Raw genomic sequence first — 17,987 nt, 5'->3', positions numbered from 1 at the left:
TCGGCGTCACCCGAAGTCGTCCCTGCCGCAAGAGCCGTGCGCGGCACCGAAGATCCGCGAAGCCTGCTTCCCGGTGAGCTCGAGTTCCCGCTTGGTCTTCTTGAACTGGTCGACGAGGTCCTGCCCATAGGAGACGCAGAGCGCGTTGCCATGTGCCACCAGCACGCCATCGCTGATGCGGTCGAGATCCGGGTAGTGCTTCCGGATCGTCCTGAGGTAGAGCTGCGCCGACAGCCCTGTCAGCCCACGCACTTCAGAGGGAGCCGGCGAAGGGCTCTTGGACGGGGCGGTCGAGGCGGGCTCGGCCGCGGCGGCCGGTGTCGCCGAGGCGCTCGATCCACGGTCCCCGGACGATCCGCATGCCGAGGCGCCGATGGCGGCGAGCGCAACACAGACCATGAGCAGGGGCAGACGCTTGTGCATGAGTCTCCTGGTACATAGGTGAACCGAGGGATTCTCCCTCATACCCGGTGTGCTCCACGACTGCATTTTTTCTCGTGGAATGGCAGGACTTGACCCATCTGGCGATGTGAGCGGTGTCGACCGCACCGCGAGCGCCGACCACACCACCGCCTACGGCGTGTCCGGACGATGCCTGCGGACCCTCAGGGGATATGGGGCTCGGCGGAGCCCGGACTCTGACAGCCTGAAGGAATGACGACGAAAGGGGTCTTGTGAGCGACGACGGGGAGTCCCGGCTCGGGGAGTTCGGTGCCCGCCTGGAGAGTGACGACATCGACGTCGTCCGGGGAGCGCTGGACGATTTTCAGCAGGCACAGGCGGACACCAGGTGGGGGGTGGACAACCCGTACCAGCCCCTGGCCGACGAGATACGCTCCGCCGCCCGAGACCTCCTCGAGCAACCTCCGTCCGGCCACAGCCATGCGAGCGCTCTCACCGTGTTGTGGCATCTTGCCACGGAGGAGGACGCGGACGTGATCGCCCACGTCCTCGAGGGCGCCCCGGACGGCGAGGTACGGGAGATGGCACTCCGCGCCTCCGGCACCGCCCTCGCGGCCGGCGAGGAACCGAACCAGCGGCTGTTGGCGCTGATCACCGCCATGGTGATGGACGACGGCCTCGATGTGGAGGATCGCAAGGTCGCCTTGCGCGCCCTCGACGATCTCGATTTCCGGTGGATCGAGGACCTCGTCGTCCGGGTCAGCGAGTCGCCCGAGCCGGAGCTCCAGATGTGCGCGGCGGCTTGTCTCGCGACGCCCCTGCGGCTCCGTGTCCACCGCGACCGCGTCAGCCGTCTCGCGCGGTCCTGGACGGAGGCCGCGGGGTGGTGGGCCGAGCACGTTCGCGAAGCGCTCGAGGGCTTCCACAGCACCTACTGGAAGGACACCGAGCTGGACGATCCGGAACTCCGGGAGGCCCACGAGGCGTTGAGGTTCCCGCTCAGCGACGAGGGGTGCCTGCAGGCGTTCACCTCCATGCTCCGCAGTGAGAACCCCATCGCGGTGGGGATCGCGCTCGACCACTACGAGTCCTCGGAGGGGCTGCGTCATGTCGTGGAAGACCACGAGCGTGTCGAGGCCTACCTGCCCGAGGTGCTGGCCCGCGCGCGTGAGGTGCTCAGTCGGCCCATGTCGCCCGCCGAGGTGAGTGCCCTGAACATGATCGGGGTGCGGCACGCCGAGCCCGGCGACGCCGACCTCCTGGTGGACGTTCTGGCGCGCACGGACTCGGGCACGGTGCGCCACGATGCCGTCTGGATGGCCTACGGCCTGCTCGACGAGGCCGGGATACGGGACGAGAGGCTCATCGCCGCCCTGAGTGAGCTGATCTTCGACCCGTCCGTCGGCTTCTCCCTCCAGAAGGAGACAGCGATTCGTGTCCTGGCCGACAGCCTAGGCGCGGAGGCGGATGACATCCTTCTCCGGGCGCTCCGTGAGGGTGAGCCGAAGGTGCAGGCCCACGCGGCCTATTTCCTGGTCAGGACCGGAGGTCTGGACCGGCACCGGGCCACTTTGGAAGAGGTCGCCGAGAGCTGGGGCGACCGGCCGCCCCAGCACCCCTGGGGCCAGGACCCCATTGAGCTGATCTTCGGCAAGCCGCACAGCGTCCACTGGGAAGGCCACCGGCTGGCGGATCCGGACTTGTATCGCGCCCACAAGCGGCTGAGGGCTCCCGCGGTGGACGAGTCGTATCACCAGGCGCTTCGCACACTGCTCGAGAGCGACGACCAGGCGGCCGTGGGCATCGCCCTCGACCACTGGTGGAGTCCCGACGGCGCCGTGCAGCGGGGCGGTGAGGAAGCACGTGAACCGGAGAGGGCACTCGTCCTGGACCGCGTCCGGGAGGTGCTGCGACAGCCCCCGTCACCGGCCGAACTCAGCCGTGACTACGGGTCCGGGGCCATCCATCTCACCGCGTTGTCGGTGCTGCGCCTCGTGGCAGCGGAAGAGCCGTCCCTGCTGGCCGAGGTCGTGGCGACCGCCGCGAGCGCATACGTTCGCGAGCGGGCTTTCGACGCGGTGGAAGAGGTGTTCCATGAGGCGGAGGAGGCGGACCCACGGCTCGTCGAGGCGCTCGGAGATGTCGCCTGCGATGAGAACGTGCCGTTGGACGACCGCGTCAGGGCACTCGGAGTGCTGGACGAGTCTCCTGGAACCAACTCCGTGGTCGCGCTCGTCCGGGCGACGGGCTGCCCCGAGGTGGAGGTTCAAGCCGCTGCGGCTTGGGGGCTGATGTACGACGAGTTCATCGAGGACCATCGCGCCCTGCTCGAGGCGCTGAGCGCGAACTGGCCCGTGGAGGACGCCCCGTGGGAGGTCACTCGGGTGCGGGACGTACTCACGGCCGGTGGGGAGTGAAGCGGGCCGCGCACGAGTGCGTGCGGGTGACGCAAGGGCTGAAGGCTCGTGAGCCCGCCACCGCCTGATGTACGGCCCGTCGCCACGGTCCGTACGCCAGGGGTCCAGGCGCCGGGGCCGCGGAGCCACCCGGCGCGCTTCACCTCCGTTCAGGTGGCGTTGAAGTCGGTGCGGGTGACGCGAATGTGCCGGAGCACGGCGCAAGGACGCCCCTGGGCGGCGCGTCATCCTCGACCGGCTGCTCGACCTGCTGTTGCTGTCCACGCTCCGCGACTGGTTCGACCGACCCGAATCCCATGCCCCTGCCTGGTACCGGGCGCATCGCGACCCCGCCGTGGGCCGGGCGCTGAAGCTCATTCATGGTGACCTCGCCCGGCCGTGGACCGTCGCATCGCTCGCCGCCGAGGCCGGCATGTCCCGTGCCCGCTTCGCGTAGCGTTTCCACAACCTCCTCGGGCAGCCGCCGATGGCGTATCTCACCGAGTGGCGGATCTGCCGCGCCGCCGACCTGCTGGCCGGCACTGACGCGACCGCCGACGCGATCTCCCGCCAGGTCGGTTACGCCAACGCCTACGCCCTCAGCGTGGCCTTCAAGCGCACCCTCGGTATCCGCCCCACCGAACATCGCGCTCTCGCCCGCGCCGGAGCCACCCCGGCCACGGCCCCTGTCCGTCAACCGTGACACCAGCGCTGCCGAGCGGTAGTGGAACGAGAACCACCTCCGGCACAACCCCGAAGCGTCCGACGCGCGCGATCGTCTCGCCGGTATCGCCGCGGCGTCGGCCCCCAGTCCTCCAGGTAGTGCAATACCAGCGACGCCACCACGTCGTCGAACGCACCGTCGGCGAACGGCAGGGGTCGCTCAGGTCGACCATGTGCGGAGCCGCGTCGTCGCCGAGCCGCTGCCTGGCCAAGGCCAGCATCCCGGCGCCACAGCCGGCGTCCAGGATCCGGCGGCTTGCGACATCTCCGGCGAGGGCTGTCATCGCGGGCCGCTCGTCGTACGCGTTCGGTCCGTACCGTCCGCCGGGCGACGCGCCGCGGGACCCGCCGAGCGGTGGGGGAGTCGGCACGGCTACTCTGACCGGCTATGACTGGCATGGACAACCCCGTCGCGTCGTTCGCAGTGCACATTCCGGACGTGGAGCTCGAAGTGGAGCCCATCGCTCCCGAGCAGATCGTCTCGGGCGACCCCGTGGTGAGCGGGAAGGTGCTGTGGGAATCCCCGGACGGCAAGCAATTGCGCGGCGTCTGGCAGATCACCCCGGGCGTGGTGACCGACACCGAGACCAACGAGCTGTTCGTCGTCGTGAGCGGGCGGGCGACGATCGAGATCGAGGGCGGTTCCGTCCTCGACGTGGGCCCGGGGGACGCGTGCGTGCTGCGCGAGGGGGACCGGACCACCTGGACCGTGCACGAGACACTCCGGAAGGCGTACCACATCAGCCTCTGACGACGGTTCAGGCTGTTGGCCACCGGGCAGGCCCTTCCGCTGTTGAAACCAGCCGTGCTCGCCGAGCCTCGGTGGCACGGCTGCCGCGTCTACGCGGCCGGGAGGAATGCCGACGACGGAGGGATGCGGAAGTGCCCGCCTTGGATCAACAACGGACCTGCTCTCCCGCGTGCCTGCCCCAGGCCCAGTGCGGCGTCGCTGCTGCGCTCTGGCACTACACGGCCGCACCGGTGGCCAGACCGTATTACGTGCGCGGCAGCACCCCGGCCCCGGGCGACGAGGCAGCGGTGACCGTTGCCCTGTGGACCGGCCCCGCGGCGCGGGAGAAGAAGAACCTCTTCCTGCACGTCCCGCTCATGTCCGGCGGACTGCCGGTTCCAGCGGTACAGGTCGTCGCCGGGCTGATGCGACTGGGTCGTGGAACGCACCTGTTCGGCTTCACCGGCCGACACTTCGACGGCAAGCCCGTCCTCAACGGCAGCGGACTGGCCGAAGGCCGGGAAGCGCCATGCCTGTGCGGCGGGGTCGGCGAGCGGGAAGGGCCAAGGGGCTTCTACTGTGAGCGGCCGGGAAGGCTGAGACACTGCACCTGAAGCGGTGCCGTCGACGCCCGCCTGGCGCACATGAGTCCGGAGGCGGCCGCGCCCACCTTGGTGGCGGCGCCCGCGCGGGCTCAAGTGGCCTGGCTCGAAATGCATGGGGTCGATGCGGACGAGATCGCCCTGGACTTCGAGCACGCTTTCCTCTTGGCCGAGCGGCTGGCAGGGATTGATGCACCGTGGCGCACTGCCCGGCTTGCGAGTGATCGATGCGGTCTTCGGCGGGATGACGAGCGACGAGACGGCGGATCGGTGGACTGTGGAGGCGTTGTTCCAAGATGCCGGGTGGAGCCGCGCCCGAGGTTTCGCCCAACGCATCCTTGCCAGCGAAGGCATCTCTTCATCGGAAGTGTGGACACCGTCCAAAATTATGACTGCCCGGACCATCCCGTGCGCGGGGACCTCCGGGGATTTGATGGACTGGGCGCCATGACGAGACTCCCTGACCGCATCCTGCACGCGCTCGACCGGTTCAACGCCGCCCACCCCTGGGACCACAACGCCCATTACCACCGGTGGATCCTGCGGCAACTTCCCCGACGCGTAGACAGCGCCCTGGACATCGGCTCCGGGAGCGGTGACCTGGCCAGGCTGCTGGCCACGCGTGCCGCCACGGTACGGGGAATCGACTCCGATGCGGCGATCAGCGCCCATGCCCAGGAGCTGACCCACCCGGCAACGCCCGTCACCTTCACGGTCGCTGACGCACCGACCGGAATTCCCGACGGCTCCTACGACGTCATCACCTGCGTCGCCACCATCCACCATCTGCCCTTCGCCGACGCGCTCACCGCCTTCCGGGACCACCTGGCGCCCGGCGGAACACTGGTGGTGGTCGGCCTCGCCCGCCCGACGACTCCCGTCGACCATCTGCTCGGAGCCGTGGCCATCCCGCTCAACGTCGCCATGGGCTGGTTCAAGAACAAGGGCCGCCACACACCCCGGCCGCTCTCGATGACCGCCCGGACCCGACCGGCGGAGATGAGCTTTCCCGACATCGCCCGCCAGGCTCGCGGCATCCTGCCCGGCGCCCGGCTCCGCCGACGGGTGTTCTGGCGTTACACGCTCGTATGGCATCACCGTTAGGCCGGTGCCGGTGAGTGCCCCGAGCCCTGTCGTCTATGTGTTGCGCACGGCCGAAGCCGGCTCGCGCACCATGAACACGTCCACCGGATCCTCGGTCTCGAGCGTGAATCCGTGCCGTTCGTACAGCCGTCGGGCCGGACTGCCCTGCAGCACGTTCAGCCGGACCAGGGTGCCGTCGCGGTCGCACTGGTCCAGGAGCTCACGCAGTACGGCCGTGCCGATGCCGCTTCCCTGCAGGTGCGGGGCCAGGTAGAAGTGCTCCAGCCAGTGGGCGTCCTCGGCCGGACGCAACGACAGGCAGCCCGCGAACGTGTCGTCCACCTCGATCACCAAGGTGTGCGCCGGAGCGAACCCGTTCCGCAGTCGCTGCCGCACTCGCTGCTCTTCGTAGCGCCCGAGCCGCTCCAGATCCGATCGCAGCACCACGGCCCGCAGCTCGGCCACTGCCTCAACGTCCGCCACCGAAGCCGGCCGAGTCACCCAGTCCGCCATGGTCCTCAGACTAACGTGCCGAGTTCGCCCGTTCTCAGTGGCCTGTGAGCCTGAGGCCCGATTGTCGCAGCGCTGTTATATTAGTGCTGTGACATTTTCGGATCCCACAGCGCTACCCGATCCCTGGCACTCCTTGCACGAGCTGCTGGCAGCCATGGATGCCGAGATCGAGCAGGTCTACGTCGAGCGTGGCATCGAGGGGGTGCGGCCTCGCTTCGCGTACCCGCTGATCCGGCTCGCCCATACCGGGCCACTGACCATTCGCGAACTTGCCAAGTCCCTGGACCGCTCGCACTCCGCGATCAGTCAGACCATCGCCGCCATGCGCAAGGAGGGTCTGGTCACCTCCGAGCCGGGACCTGACGCCCGCACCCGGCGGATCGACCTGACCGAGCGCGGTCGATCGTTGGTGCCGTTCCTGGAAGCGGAGTGGCGCGCTACCCACGAGACGGTCGCCGAGCTGGACAGCGAGGTCCCGTACGCGATGACCGCCGTTGTCGAGGAGGTGCGACGGGCGCTGGAACGCCGGCCGATGCGGCAGCGAATCCTCCACCACCTTGTCGAGCCACCGAGATGAGGGGGCGTGGCCGAGTCCGCTTCCTTGATATCCGCCCGCTGCGCAGTAGTGAGTCGTTCCGCGCCCTGTGGATCGGTACGTCGGTCTCTCAACTCGGTGGACAGATAGCCAACGTGGCGGTGCTGGCCCAGGTCTGGGACCTCACCGGCAGTCCGGTGGGCACTGGTGTCATCGGGCTCGCCACCGGCCTGCCGATGGTGCTGTCCGGGCTGATCGGCGGCACGTTGGCCGATACCCTCGACCGCCGTGCGGTGGTTCGGGCCACCACCGCGGGCCAGCTGCTGGCCGCCGCGGGGATGTGCGCCCAGGCCCTGGCAGCGAGCCGAAGTGTGTTGCTGCTGCTCGTCCTGGTTGCCATGGGTGCGAGCTGCAGCGCTCTCGGAGCTCCTGCCCGGCGCACCTTTCCGGTCCGGCTGTTGCCGGGCGACCAGGTCGCGGCCGGTCTTGCGCTGACCAATGTCTCCTTCCAGGCAGCGATGCTGGCCGGACCCGCGCTGGCCGGGCTGATCATCGCCCGCTGGGATTTCCCTGCCGCATACGCAACCCAGGCCGTGGCCATGGCGGTCTCGATGCTCGCGGTGATCCGCCTGCCCGCCATGCGGCCCGAAGGCGCCGACACGGCAGGCGGCAGGCGTCGGCCGGAACGCGGCGGTTGGCTGATCGTCCTGCGCCGCCCGACGCTGTGGGGCTCGATGGCCACCGACCTGTCCGCAACGCTGCTCGCCATGCCCATCGCACTCTTCCCGCTGGTGAACGAGATCCGCTTCGGGGGAGACCCGCGGACCCTCGGCCTGTTTCTCTCGGCCGTCGCGGTCGGGGGTATCACGGCCGGTCTGCTCTCCGGCACGGTGACGCGCTGGCGTCATGGCGGACTCGTGCAGCTGTCCGCAGCCGGTGTCTGGGGCCTGGCGCTGGCCTGCTTCGGCCTGGCGGGCCCGCTGTGGCTGGCGCTCGGCTGCCTGGCCGTGGCCGGCGCTGCCGACACCCTGTCCGTCATCACCCGCAGCGCCCTGGTCCAGTTGGAGACCCCGGACGCCTGCCGGGGGCGGGTCTCCTCGGTGGAACACGTCATCGGTGTCGCCGGCCCCGAACTCGGCAACTTCCGTGCCGGCCTGTTGGCGTCGGCCACCTCCGCCCCCTTCTCCCTGGTCTTCGGCGGACTGTCCGCCATCCTGGCGATCGCCGTCGTGTCCGCGACCAACGCCCCCCTTCGCGCCTACCGCACGCCGCCCGCCGACACGAAGCCGCCCGCCCCCGCAGCCACCGACCCGGCGGCCGCCGCCGGTCAGGCTCGCTGATTCGCCTGCGGGCGGTGCTCACCGGGGCGCTGGCCTAGGGAACGGTGGCCGACCGCTTCCGGCGATGGCCCGGTAGTCATGATCGCGTTCCTGACCGTCGGCATGCCTCCCGCCTGTTCACCGCGATGCTGGCGGTCGGCGGTGCGTACTTCCTCGCCACGCTCAGCCCGGTGATCTTTCCTGTCTGGAGGCAGATGGACGGCGCTGGCCCTTCCCGGGGTGAATCGAATAGCCGGCAGTCCTAGCCCCACGGCTGTACCGAGTTCCAAGCAGCCGCGGATCCGGTCGGGTTCGCGGGAGGCGGACGAAGTGGCGGTCACGTCGGCCGCTGGCCCTCGGCTATGACGGGCGACCGCCGAACTGCCAGTTGTGCACTTCGATGTCGGCGTACCGGTCCGGGCTCAGGATGGCGCGTGCCGTGTCCGGGTCCGAGGCCTGGACCAACATCGCCGTGCCGAGCCAGGTGGCGCCGTTGTCGGACAGCAGTGGCCCGTAGGCGATCACCCCCTCCTGATCGGGCGGTACCGTGAGATCGGCGGCCTGCCCCTTGCCGAGGCCGATCACCAGGTACCGGTTGCCGCCGGTCCGGCCGCCGGGGGAGTCCCACATGGTGCGCCCCAGTGTGTTGCGCCACCGTCGCAGCAGCACGTCCCGGTAGACGCCGGCCTGGTAGTTCGGCTCGTCGAAGGCGAACGCGCGGGCCGCGGCGGGATCGGGCAGGTCGACGATGTGCACGCTTCCGGTGGGTGTCTCGCCGTCGTCGGTGAGGGTCGGACCTCGGGCGATCATCTCCTTCGCGTACCGGTCCATGTATGCCCAGTGCTCTTCGAGCAGCTCGTCGCGCAGCGGCAAGGAGTCGGGCCGGTCGCGGTGGTAGCAGAGGAATTCCATGCCCAGTGACCCCTTCATGGCAAGAACAGCGTCGAGTGGGTTTTGATGCGAAGGCTGCGCGGTTGGTCTGGAGGGACGGCTTTCCGTCCGGATCCCGCGCGATATCGCGAGGTGTGGGTTCCCGTCAGTCCATCACGCCTGGCGGGTAGGCGGGGCGGCGGCTTCCAGGTCGGCGATGCTGCCCGACATGATGGTTCGCACCTGCTCGGTGATGTGCTCCGCGGGCCAGTCCCACCATGCCACCGCCAGCAGCCGGGCGATGTCCTGGTCGCTGTAGCGGGTGCGGATGAGGCGGGCCGGGTTGCCGCCGACGATGCCGTAGTCGGGTACGTCGGCGGTGACCACGGCGCCGGAGGCGATGATGGCGCCGTGCCCGATCCGTACGCCGGGCAGGACTGTCGTGCCGTGGCCGAACCAGACGTCGTTGCCGACGATGGTGTCGCCTCGGTTGGGCAGATCGGTGAGCAGATCGAAGTGTTCGGACCAGGAGCCGCCCATGGTGGGAAAGGGAAAGGTCGAGGGTCCGTCCATCCGGTGGTTGGCGCCGTTCATGATGAACCGCACGCCGGTGGCCAGGGCGCAGAACTTGCCGATGACCAGTTTCTCGGGTCCGTAGTGGTAGAGCACATTGCGTGTTTCGAAGGCGGTCGGGTCGTCCGGGTCGTCGTAGTAGGAGTACTCCCCGACCTCGATCAGGGGGGACTTCACGAGCGGTTTGAGCAACACCACCCGGGGCTGCTCGGGCATCGGGTGGAGAGCCGTCGGGTCGGCGGGAACAGGCATGGAAGTGGGATCCTCATCGGTAGCGGCGTGTGTCCCGTCCATGATCTCGGCTCGGCGCCGCCACGGGACATTCATTTATCGCCCGCCTCGTGACCCTGCGGATCAGCGGTATCGAGCCCGTCCTGCCGCCGCGATGACGGTGAGCGGCAGCGTCAGCACGGCTGCCAGCAGGAACAGGGGCCGGTAGGCGTGTGTCTCCGCGGCACCAGCGGCCAGGCCGCTGGCCACCGCGCTGCCCACGTACAGGGCGACACCGAACAGCGCGACGCCGGTGGCCCGGGCGGCCGGAGACAGAACGGTGGCCCAGGACTGCACCGTGGAGTGCATGAACGACCAGCCGCCTCCCAGCAGAAGTGCGGTGACGGCCAGTGCCGGGGCGGACTGGCTGACCCCGGCAACCACGTAGGCCACGGCCATCTGGGCGCCACCGGCCACGATGAGAGTCGCCGGCGTCCATCGCCCGATCAACCGCTTGACCGTCTGGGCCGCCGCCATCGACCCCACGCCGTACAGAGCCGAGACGACGCCGGCCAGCGTGGCAGGGACGCCGTTGGCTTCCAGGGCCGGTGCCAGATACGTCAGGAAACCCAGCAGGACGGCGCCCTCCAGCAACGCGACGGCCATCACGAACCACTGCCACCGGGAGCGCAGCACCACCTGGAACGGCGCCAGCAGCGAGTCGGTGCACTCCCTCTGCGGTTCGGGCAGGCGGCGCAGCGCCATCGCGAGATAGGCGGCGAGCAGGCCGGGCAGCGCGAAGACCAGTCGCCAACTGACATGGTGCGCCAGCGCGCCGGCGATCAGTGTGGCGACCGCGGTGCCCAGCGCGAACGCCGTCATCAGCTCACTCAAGGGGCGTTGCCGGACCTCGGCCGGCACGATGTCCCCGACATAGGTGAGCGAGGCGGCGATGGAGGCGGCGAAGAACGCTCCGCAAAGGGCTCTCGCGCCGATCAGGGCGGGGGCGTTGGGAGCGAGTGCCGAGCAGAACGCCGCGAGCGCCGCGCCGCTGAGGGAGAACCGCATCACCCGCACCCGTCCCAGCCGGTCGCTGGCCACGCCCCACACCGGTTGCATCAGACCATAGGCGAGGTAGTAGGCGCTGGCGGCGAACGCCGCGGTCGCCAGCGACACGCCGAGCTCGGTGCCGATACCGGCCAGCATCGGCGCGATGCAGAAGCGGTCGAAGTTGCTGAGGAATCCGGCGGCGCACAGCAGGCGGAGCGCGCCCGTGGGGAGGGCGGCTACGGGGGCAGTGGCTGACGGTGTGGTCGCGGGTGGGTCGGTGGCGGTCATGGGTGGGAGGCTCCTCTCAGTTCTTCCGGCAGGTCTCCAGCTCAGCACCGGCCCGGACCGCCCAAGGGGCTCAAGCGATTACCATCGCTTACAGCCTGCCGACCGGGCCCGACCCGGGGCCCGGCAGGACCGGCGAGCGGACGTCTCACCGCCGCCACGAGGGGGAAGCGCACCACATGCACTGTGCGATGCCGCACCGTGGCCGCCGGAGCACCGGCGCGGGAGGCTTGTGGTGAGTGAGCGGCCCGCAGCCCGAACGCCGCGTCAGGAGCTCGGCACATTCCTGCGATCGCGCCGCGAGCGGTTGCGCCCGTCGGAACTCGGCCTGCCGACGGCACCGAGGCGGCGCACACCGGGGCTTCGGCGGGACGAGGTGGCCGAGCTGGCAGGGATCAGCAGTACCTGGTACGCGTGGCTGGAACAGGGCCGGGTGCGTACTTCCGCGCAGGTCCTACGAGCTGTGGCACGGGCCCTGCGGCTGGACACGGCCGAGACGGCGCACGTGTTGTCCTTCGTGGAAGAGACACAGCCGGAAGCGGAGCCGCGCACCTGGGTGTCGCGCAACCTTCTGACGCTGGTGCGGTCCATGGCCCCGAACCCGGCGGTCGTGCTCGATCCGCACTGGGACCTGCTGGCGTGGAACACCGGGTACGCCGCGCTGCTCACCGACCCCGCGCGGTTGCCCCCGAAGCGGCGCAACCTGCTGTGGCTGGTGTTCCGATGGGAGCCGGCCCGCACACTTCTGGCCGACTGGGAGCGCGAAGCCTGCGCCCTGTTGGGGCAGTTCCGGGCGCAGGCCGCACGCCACCCGCAGGACCGGCGGTACGCCGAAGTGGCCGAGGAGGTGCTGAAGGATCCGGACGCGGCGCGATGGTACGAGCGGCGGGTGACCACCGGGTTCCAGCCCGCCGTACGTTCCTTCCGGCATCCGTCAGCGGGCGAGCTGCGACTGCGCTACGTGAAGCTGGCCGCGGTCGACGAGCCGGGCCACCACTTCCTGGCCTATCTGCCGGACGACCGGGCGACGGAGGAAGCGGTGTGCCGGCTGTCCGGCACGGGGTGAAAGGTGTGCGGTGCCGGTACCTTCCCCTCCGCCCGCCACGACTCAACTCCGCTCGAGCGGACTGCACGGTTAGAATGAGTCATGACATCGAACGCCATGCATCCTGGAACGAGTTGGAGCCGACAGCGCACAGCGGCTCTGGCTTCTTTGCTGAGTGCGGCGGCCCTCGGCTGGGTTGCGGTCGCCCTGAGCGTGGACTCGAGCGGTTCGAACCCCCTGGAACCTGGCGGCGTGACCGATGCTGATCTGGCTCGGCTGGCCGCTGCCGTGATGGCCGGAATCGCGGCGGTGGCTGCCGGACTGTGGTGGCGCCACTGGGCGACCGTACGTGGGCCGGTGATCGGCGGAGGTTGGGCGCGGGGAGCCTTCGCTGTGTCCGCAGTCCATTCGATGTTCGTCCTACCAGTGATTGTGATCGCCTCTTGGGGCTGGAAGGCCCTTGCGATCGCGTTCACGTGCGCGATACTCGCCGGCGGTGTGCGGGAGGCCGCCGGTGTGTCGGCGTCCCGCGGGCGGGCGTGTCAGGCATAGGCGGGCTTGCGGGAGATCCGTGATCGCCGTGCGACCTGCGATGGCGTCACCGCTTCAGGCGCAGCACACCCCGTGGAGCGCAGTACAGCGCACTTTCGGCGGTCGGCCGAGCCGTCTCCGGTCGGCCTGCTCGGCGACCGGCCCTGGCAGAGCCCGCTGTCCTGGGCGGCGCGTGGCACAGTGGTGGTATGTGCGGCCGCTACGTGTCCACCCGCAGTCCGAAGGACCTGACCCGGCTCTTCGGCGTCAAGGACTGGCACTCCGAAGAGACGCTGGACCCGAACTACAACGTCGCCCCCACCGATGATGTGTACGCCGTCCTCGAGCGCGCCCCGCGCGACAGCGACGACCAGGAGATGGCGCGCAGGGAACTGCGATCGCTGCGGTGGGGTCTGGTGCCCTCCTGGGCCAAGGACCCGAAGATCGGCTCCCGCATGATCAACGCACGGGTGGAAACCGTGCACGAAAAGCCCGCCTACCGCCGCGCCTTCGCCCGACGCCGCTGCCTGCTCCCCGCCGATGGCTTCTATGAGTGGCAGCAGCTGAAGGACGCCACGAGCGGCAAGGCGCGGAAGCAGCCGTACTTCATCCATCCCGCCGATGGGCAGGTGATGGCCCTGGCCGGTCTGTATGAGTACTGGCGCGACCCGGATGTGGAGAAGGGCGATCCGCGCGCCTGGCTGATGACCTGCACGATCATCACGACCGAGGCCACCGACGCGGCCGGCCGCGTTCACCCCCGCATGCCGCTCGCCCTGACCTCCGACCACTATGACGCCTGGCTCGACCCTCACCGCGACGATGCGGACGAGCTGCGCGGCCTGCTCATCCAGCCCGCAGACGGCCACCTGGATGCCCGGCCCGTCTCCACCGCTGTGAACAACACCGGCAACAACGGCCCGCACCTCCTGGACGAGGTCACCTCTTGAGCACTCCGCTGACCAGGATTCCCAGGAGAGTCTCCTAGTCGCAGTTCTCCCATACGAGGACCCCGGGACCGTCGGGTGTCACCACCGGTACCCATGCCTCGTCGACTTCCGAGAGCCGGGACTCGTCGAGCGCCAGCGGAGCAGGGGACACATCGCCACCGTCCGTGGAGACAGAGATGTAGAAGGCGACCGCAACCCGCAACCGGTCGAGCAGGTCCGCCGGCCAGTCCATGCGCCGTGATCCTTGGCCCTTCAGCTCCCGAACGAAGATCCCCTTCAGGTCATCGTCCAGGTCGCGACCGAATACGGGGACCAGATAGCCCTCCTGCTGGTACTGGGCGCAACGGAATCCTCCTGCCTGATTCCGATAGATCACACCGGTCGGCGCCTCCACGATGACGAACATCCAGCCCTGACCCGAGCCGGTGCCATCAGGGTCCAGGAAGATGTATCGCTTGCCGCCGTCTGTATCAGCCATGACCAGGAGGGTTGCACAGGAAGGACGCCAGGCCCGTCTCGACCGCGGTGAACGGTGTGTACCTCCTGGGCGAGGCCACCTCTTGAGCGCTGAGCCCGGGTGGGGTGTACCGCTGGGGCCGGGTCACCCCACCCGGGCCATCGGCGTCAGACGGTTGAGGCCAGCCAGCCGATGGTCTCGGTGGTGTGCTTGCCGTCGCTCTTCGTGCTTCCGGCAAGGATTTCGTTCATCCGGATCAGGAAGCCCGTGTTGGTGACATCGTGGATCCGGATCCCTGGGGTCTCAGGGCCGTTGAACGTCTGGGTCAGCGGAAAGACCACGACTTCCGAGCCCTGCGGGAACGGGGTGGGAAACGTGACCCTGGTGAAGGTCGAGGTGTTCCCGCCGACGGTCTCGGTGGCGTTGCCGGAGTTCAGATCGACCTTGCCGGTCTGGATCAGGCTCATTGCCCATCCTTCCTGTTCAGAGACGCTGTGCTGGGCCACCAGCGATGGCCATGAAGACTCTGATCATCTGGAAGGCAGTCCATGCGATGCCCCTACGATCGAGTGATCGCTTTTCGGCCGGGCGGGGAACGCCGACGCGGGGCGGAAACTCCGAGCGGTACCCCGGCGATCTGGCGCGGATCCAGCGACAGTCCAGGAAATCTCAGCCCGAAATGGCACCGTCAACGGCGGCAGACGCATCCCGACGGCTGTGAGTTCTCCGTACGGAGGCTCCGTCTCGAGCCCTGGTGCCGGGTGGGCTGTGTTTCATGGGCGTCGCGTATGAAGATCCCGGCTGGGCAGGCAGCCGGCGCCGAACCTGCATCACCGGGTATGAGAACCGCGTCCTCGGCCTCGTTTCGGTCGGCGACGGACCGTCTTGCGGCAAGCCCACTGCGGCGTTGTCGAGTTGATGCGTCCGGTGGTGCGCGCGCGTCGAGGGAATCTAGGCTGAGGACATGGACTGGGGGCCCTTGTTTGGCACGGCACTGGGCGCGCTTGTGGGCGTCGGCTCGACCTTGATCTCCGATCGTGCCCGTTGGCGGCGCGATCAGACGGCACAACAGAGGGAGGTGAAGCGGCAGCTCTATGGCGAATACTTGGCCGCCCTGATGCGAACGCGGAACCACTTGAAGGACATCGCGGCATCGTCCATGGGCGCAGAGGATCGTCGCCTGCAAGCCGGAGAAGTATTTCGCGAGGGTGGTGCCTATGAGCTGCGGTATCAGATGTCCATCACCGCGTCCGTGGCCGTCGCGGAGCATTCCGACGCCTCACTCCGACGGCTGCGCGACGTACGGGACAAGATCCAGGTGGGTGCCACTGGTGATGGCCTCAAGGACGACTACACCGCATTGATCTCCACTATCAAGGTACTGCGGGACGCGATGCGCTTGGACCTCGGAGCAAGCGAATGAGCGGCGCCGGCCAGGGGGCGCCGTGGTCGCTGGGCCGCGTGCGATAGCTGTCCATGCCGGGGTCGGCGCAGTGGCCGGATGGCTGCTGGCCTGCCACGCGGCGGTCGTACAGGCTGCTGTGTCAGGCGTGTTGGTCCGGGGTGGGGCTGCGGGGTGTCGTGGGCAGCGGGATGCGGGCTGTGATGCGTTTGCCGATCGGCCTCTGTTCGATGATGAGTTCCTCGGTGACCGCCTTGACGATCTCCAAGCCGTGCTGACCGATCCGGCCGGGATCCGCGGTCCGGGCCGAGGGAACGACGGGGTCGCTGTCCCACACCACGACATCCACGCCACTGGCGTCGATGCGGAGTTCCATCAGGATGGGGCCGGGGGCGTACTTGCGGGCGTTGGTGACGAGCTCGCTGGCCACCAGCTGGGTGAGACCCTTCACGCTCGCGGATACGGGCAGCTGCCGGTCGGTGCGGGCCCGGTCGAGGAAGGCGCTGACATGGTCGCGGGCTTCGGCGATGCAGCCGTCGTCCCCGTCCAGGGCATGGCCGACGTGCAGCAGGTGCTCATCCGACCCGCTACGGCCCTCGCTGCCGGCATGGGAATTCACGTTGTCTCGCCCTCGCTGCCCCTTCACGCGCACGCGCCAGTACCCGCCCCCTGCGCATGCCCACCGGGGATGCCGATCGACTCAGCCGCCTGGGTGTATTCCGTCGTGGTCATAGGGCAGAATCGCCGCGCACGTTCTGACCGGACAAGCCTAGATGCAGTCGAGGGGACAGTGACCGACAACCAGGGAGAACACCAGCCCCACCGGCTTGTTGTCGAATCCGCGGTGGTCGATACGGTCCGTGTCGTGACCGTGCGGGGCGAAATCGACCACGAGGTGAAGGACATGCTCAGTGACGCACTGATGTCCGAAGACCAGCCGGTGCCACCCCGGATCGTCGTGGACCTCAGTGGGGTGTCGTTCATGGACTCCAGCGGGATCAACGTCTTCATCGCCGCTCACCGGCGGGTGAATGACAGCCAGGGCTGGCTGCGCATCGCCGCCGCCCAGGAGCCCGTCCTGCGTATTCTGCGCCTGGTCGGCCTCGATGCCCTCATCGACTGTCACCCCACCATCGAACAGGCAATGAACGCCTGACCGCGCATGCCCCGTACCGAGCCGAAGGCGTCCTGGCCGAGAGCCTTCGCGCGAGCACCATGGCCCGGCCAGTCCGACAGGTGTCAACCGCGGGACAGTTCACGCCACCCGTTCCGGCCATCGCGATCCCGATGACCGGCCGGGGTGCCGGGGCTGTCATACCACCCCACCACCGTGGCACGGCACCGGCCGCCGCGCGTGCCCGCCCGCCCGTACGAATCGACCCTGCCCCTCCGCGCGGACGGCATGACCCACCTCCGGCCGCCCTCCGGCGTCGAGCCCTACAGGGCCTCGCCGGGAATCGACAGATAGCCATTCCGCAGCCGCCTCAAGGCGCGGTGCTCGACGGCGAACTCGGTCTCATCCAGCGCCGACAGGGGCCTGACGCCGATGCTGGTGTTCGTCGCGAAGGCCGCGGCCATACCCGTGGCCTGGTCCAGGCTGACAGGGGCGATCCGGTGCTCGACGTGCTGCTGGAGCAGCGCCATGGTGACGCCCGGCAACACGGGAGCTTCCGGCCACACGATGGTGCCGTCGTGATCGACGAATCCGACGTTCCAGGTGCCGCCCTCGCTGATGAGCCCGTCGCGGCCGACGAACAGCGCGTCATCGAATCCGGCGAGCTGAGCCGTACGCCGGGCCTGCAGGGCGCCGAACAGCCCGCAGTGTTTGACCCGGGGCAGGTCCCGCTCGTACGGCACGCTCATCGTGCGCAGGGGCTCGGGAGGCAATGCGCCGGCGCCGCGGACGGACACCATGATGTGCGGCTCACCGGCGTCGGCCGGGTGCCCCATGTCGACCTTCGGGTCGAAGACGGTGACGCGGACGACACACGGGCGGCTCTGCCCTTCCAGGCTCTGCTGGACGTACGCACGGACGCGTCCGGTGTCGAGGCCGGTGCCCCACACGATCTCGCTGTCCCGCCGGAGTCGTTCCATGTGGAGCGCCAGGCCGCGGATGGCGCCATCGGCACCGACACGCATGGAGGTGAAATGCCCGAGACCGGTCAGGGCAAGCGGCAGCAGGTCATCCGCTGAGACGGGCTTTCCATCGAGAGTCGCCATGCCGCTCAGCATCGCAGGAGTGCCCGCCCCGGAGGCGAGCGCGGGTCCGGACCCGCGCCCGGAGGCGGACACCCCCTCGGGCCGCGAACCT

The 17,987-nt window shown here is 69.1% G+C and carries 19 protein-coding genes and 2 pseudogenes; 11 read left to right on the top strand and 10 right to left on the bottom strand.

Features of this window, described 5'->3' with window-relative positions; genetic code table 11:
- Positions 1-6: 6 nt before the first annotated feature.
- Complete coding sequence (locus tag AC07FT_RS32185; RefSeq protein WP_479179556.1) at positions 7-423, bottom strand: hypothetical protein; 417 nt, start codon at positions 421-423, stop codon at positions 7-9.
- A 251-nt stretch (positions 424-674) separates the two neighbouring features.
- Here AC07FT_RS32185 and AC07FT_RS32180 point away from each other — a divergent pair, with 251 nt between their 5' ends.
- Together AC07FT_RS32180 and AC07FT_RS32175 are read left to right on the top strand one after the other, a co-directional pair.
- On the top strand, positions 675-2,819 hold the full coding sequence (locus AC07FT_RS32180; protein WP_479179555.1) for a hypothetical protein: 2,145 nt from the start codon (positions 675-677) through the stop codon (positions 2,817-2,819).
- Between the two features lie 202 nt (positions 2,820-3,021).
- A pseudogene (locus tag AC07FT_RS32175) lies at positions 3,022-3,501 on the top strand (helix-turn-helix domain-containing protein); the annotation flags it as partial.
- Between the two features lie 77 nt (positions 3,502-3,578).
- Here AC07FT_RS32175 and AC07FT_RS32170 read toward each other — a convergent pair.
- Positions 3,579-3,829, bottom strand: a pseudogene (locus tag AC07FT_RS32170) (class I SAM-dependent methyltransferase); the annotation flags it as partial.
- 80 nt (positions 3,830-3,909) lie between these two features.
- Here AC07FT_RS32170 and AC07FT_RS32165 point away from each other — a divergent pair.
- From AC07FT_RS32165 to AC07FT_RS32155, 3 genes are all read left to right on the top strand, one after another.
- Positions 3,910-4,272, top strand: coding sequence for a cupin domain-containing protein (locus AC07FT_RS32165; RefSeq protein ID WP_479179554.1), 363 nt, complete (start codon positions 3,910-3,912; stop codon positions 4,270-4,272).
- A gap of 230 nt (positions 4,273-4,502) precedes the next feature.
- Positions 4,503-4,865, top strand: coding sequence for a hypothetical protein (locus AC07FT_RS32160; protein ID WP_479179552.1), 363 nt, complete (start codon positions 4,503-4,505; stop codon positions 4,863-4,865).
- 435 nt (positions 4,866-5,300) lie between these two features.
- Positions 5,301-5,957: a class I SAM-dependent methyltransferase gene (locus tag AC07FT_RS32155; RefSeq protein WP_479179551.1), complete on the top strand. Its 657-nt coding sequence runs from the start codon at positions 5,301-5,303 to the stop codon at positions 5,955-5,957.
- Between the two features lie 33 nt (positions 5,958-5,990).
- On the opposite strand, the gene AC07FT_RS32150 is transcribed toward AC07FT_RS32155, so the two are convergent.
- Complete coding sequence (locus AC07FT_RS32150) at positions 5,991-6,449, bottom strand: GNAT family N-acetyltransferase (protein WP_479179549.1); 459 nt, start codon at positions 6,447-6,449, stop codon at positions 5,991-5,993.
- A 133-nt stretch (positions 6,450-6,582) separates the two neighbouring features.
- Here AC07FT_RS32150 and AC07FT_RS32145 point away from each other — a divergent pair, with 133 nt between their 5' ends.
- Both AC07FT_RS32145 and AC07FT_RS32140 read left to right on the top strand, forming a co-directional pair.
- Positions 6,583-7,026, top strand: coding sequence for a MarR family winged helix-turn-helix transcriptional regulator (locus AC07FT_RS32145; protein ID WP_471204970.1), 444 nt, complete (start codon positions 6,583-6,585; stop codon positions 7,024-7,026).
- Entirely contained in the window at positions 7,023-8,324 is a 1,302-nt protein-coding gene (locus AC07FT_RS32140; RefSeq protein ID WP_479179548.1) for an MFS transporter, read from the top strand. Before AC07FT_RS32145 ends, AC07FT_RS32140 begins: the two co-directional genes overlap by 4 nt.
- A gap of 339 nt (positions 8,325-8,663) precedes the next feature.
- On the opposite strand, the gene AC07FT_RS32135 is transcribed toward AC07FT_RS32140, so the two are convergent.
- From AC07FT_RS32135 to AC07FT_RS32125, 3 genes are all read right to left on the bottom strand, one after another.
- Positions 8,664-9,215 (bottom strand): YciI family protein, encoded by a 552-nt coding sequence (locus AC07FT_RS32135; RefSeq protein ID WP_479179626.1) that lies wholly within the window; start codon positions 9,213-9,215, stop codon positions 8,664-8,666.
- A gap of 132 nt (positions 9,216-9,347) precedes the next feature.
- Positions 9,348-9,998 carry a CatB-related O-acetyltransferase gene (locus tag AC07FT_RS32130; RefSeq protein ID WP_479179547.1) on the bottom strand — a complete coding sequence of 217 codons (651 nt, stop codon included), beginning with the start codon at positions 9,996-9,998 and terminating at the stop codon, positions 9,348-9,350.
- A gap of 102 nt (positions 9,999-10,100) precedes the next feature.
- A complete protein-coding gene (locus AC07FT_RS32125; RefSeq protein ID WP_479179545.1) occupies positions 10,101-11,294 on the bottom strand; it encodes an MFS transporter in 1,194 nt (397 codons plus the stop codon).
- Between AC07FT_RS32125 and AC07FT_RS32120 the strand changes: the two genes are divergently transcribed.
- On the top strand, positions 11,293-12,357 hold the full coding sequence (locus AC07FT_RS32120; protein WP_479179624.1) for a helix-turn-helix domain-containing protein: 1,065 nt from the start codon (positions 11,293-11,295) through the stop codon (positions 12,355-12,357). The two genes, AC07FT_RS32125 and AC07FT_RS32120, sit on opposite strands and share 2 nt — an antisense overlap.
- Positions 12,358-13,076: 719 nt before the next feature.
- Positions 13,077-13,817 carry an SOS response-associated peptidase gene (locus tag AC07FT_RS32115; protein ID WP_479179544.1) on the top strand — a complete coding sequence of 247 codons (741 nt, stop codon included), beginning with the start codon at positions 13,077-13,079 and terminating at the stop codon, positions 13,815-13,817.
- A 34-nt stretch (positions 13,818-13,851) separates the two neighbouring features.
- Here AC07FT_RS32115 and AC07FT_RS32110 read toward each other — a convergent pair whose 3' ends face one another.
- Both AC07FT_RS32110 and AC07FT_RS32105 read right to left on the bottom strand, forming a co-directional pair.
- Positions 13,852-14,295 carry a DUF6210 family protein gene (locus AC07FT_RS32110; RefSeq protein ID WP_479179542.1) on the bottom strand — a complete coding sequence of 148 codons (444 nt, stop codon included), beginning with the start codon at positions 14,293-14,295 and terminating at the stop codon, positions 13,852-13,854.
- Positions 14,296-14,441: 146 nt separating this feature from the next.
- Entirely contained in the window at positions 14,442-14,741 is a 300-nt protein-coding gene (locus AC07FT_RS32105; protein ID WP_479179541.1) for a hypothetical protein, read from the bottom strand.
- A 497-nt stretch (positions 14,742-15,238) separates the two neighbouring features.
- Here AC07FT_RS32105 and AC07FT_RS32100 point away from each other — a divergent pair, with 497 nt between their 5' ends.
- The gene (locus AC07FT_RS32100) at positions 15,239-15,697 is read left to right on the top strand and encodes a hypothetical protein (RefSeq protein WP_479179540.1); all 459 of its coding nucleotides are present in this window, start codon (positions 15,239-15,241) and stop codon (positions 15,695-15,697) included.
- Positions 15,698-15,818: 121 nt separating this feature from the next.
- Here AC07FT_RS32100 and AC07FT_RS32095 read toward each other — a convergent pair whose 3' ends face one another.
- Complete coding sequence (locus tag AC07FT_RS32095) at positions 15,819-16,295, bottom strand: ATP-binding protein (RefSeq protein WP_479179539.1); 477 nt, start codon at positions 16,293-16,295, stop codon at positions 15,819-15,821.
- 171 nt (positions 16,296-16,466) lie between these two features.
- Between AC07FT_RS32095 and AC07FT_RS32090 the strand changes: the two genes are divergently transcribed.
- Positions 16,467-16,832, top strand: coding sequence for an STAS domain-containing protein (locus AC07FT_RS32090; protein WP_479179537.1), 366 nt, complete (start codon positions 16,467-16,469; stop codon positions 16,830-16,832).
- Positions 16,833-17,113: 281 nt separating this feature from the next.
- Here the strand turns inward: AC07FT_RS32090 and AC07FT_RS32085 are convergent, their stop codons facing one another.
- Positions 17,114-17,896: an aminotransferase class IV family protein gene (locus AC07FT_RS32085; protein WP_479179535.1), complete on the bottom strand. Its 783-nt coding sequence runs from the start codon at positions 17,894-17,896 to the stop codon at positions 17,114-17,116.
- Positions 17,897-17,987 lie beyond the last annotated feature (91 nt).

Source organism: Streptomyces sp. NPDC045899 (assembly GCF_056431485.1).
Note: the sequence above shows the minus strand (reverse complement) of the source record. Positions and strands in the feature narration are given on the sequence as shown.

Coding starts and splice junctions, on each gene's coding strand:
- AC07FT_RS32100 (WP_479179540.1), top strand. CDS start 15,239: ATGGACTGGGGGCCCTTGTTTGGCACGGCACTGGGCGCGCTTGTGGGC.
- AC07FT_RS32185 (WP_479179556.1), bottom strand. CDS start 423: ATGCACAAGCGTCTGCCCCTGCTCATGGTCTGTGTTGCGCTCGCCGCC.
- AC07FT_RS32110 (WP_479179542.1), bottom strand. CDS start 14,295: ATGGCTGATACAGACGGCGGCAAGCGATACATCTTCCTGGACCCTGAT.
- AC07FT_RS32150 (WP_479179549.1), bottom strand. CDS start 6,449: ATGGCGGACTGGGTGACTCGGCCGGCTTCGGTGGCGGACGTTGAGGCA.
- AC07FT_RS32115 (WP_479179544.1), top strand. CDS start 13,077: ATGTGCGGCCGCTACGTGTCCACCCGCAGTCCGAAGGACCTGACCCGG.
- AC07FT_RS32120 (WP_479179624.1), top strand. CDS start 11,293: ATGGGTGGGAGGCTCCTCTCAGTTCTTCCGGCAGGTCTCCAGCTCAGC.
- AC07FT_RS32135 (WP_479179626.1), bottom strand. CDS start 9,215: ATGGAATTCCTCTGCTACCACCGCGACCGGCCCGACTCCTTGCCGCTG.
- AC07FT_RS32085 (WP_479179535.1), bottom strand. CDS start 17,896: ATGGCGACTCTCGATGGAAAGCCCGTCTCAGCGGATGACCTGCTGCCG.
- AC07FT_RS32165 (WP_479179554.1), top strand. CDS start 3,910: ATGACTGGCATGGACAACCCCGTCGCGTCGTTCGCAGTGCACATTCCG.
- AC07FT_RS32140 (WP_479179548.1), top strand. CDS start 7,023: ATGAGGGGGCGTGGCCGAGTCCGCTTCCTTGATATCCGCCCGCTGCGC.
- AC07FT_RS32130 (WP_479179547.1), bottom strand. CDS start 9,998: ATGCCTGTTCCCGCCGACCCGACGGCTCTCCACCCGATGCCCGAGCAG.
- AC07FT_RS32105 (WP_479179541.1), bottom strand. CDS start 14,741: ATGAGCCTGATCCAGACCGGCAAGGTCGATCTGAACTCCGGCAACGCC.
- AC07FT_RS32155 (WP_479179551.1), top strand. CDS start 5,301: ATGACGAGACTCCCTGACCGCATCCTGCACGCGCTCGACCGGTTCAAC.
- AC07FT_RS32125 (WP_479179545.1), bottom strand. CDS start 11,294: ATGACCGCCACCGACCCACCCGCGACCACACCGTCAGCCACTGCCCCC.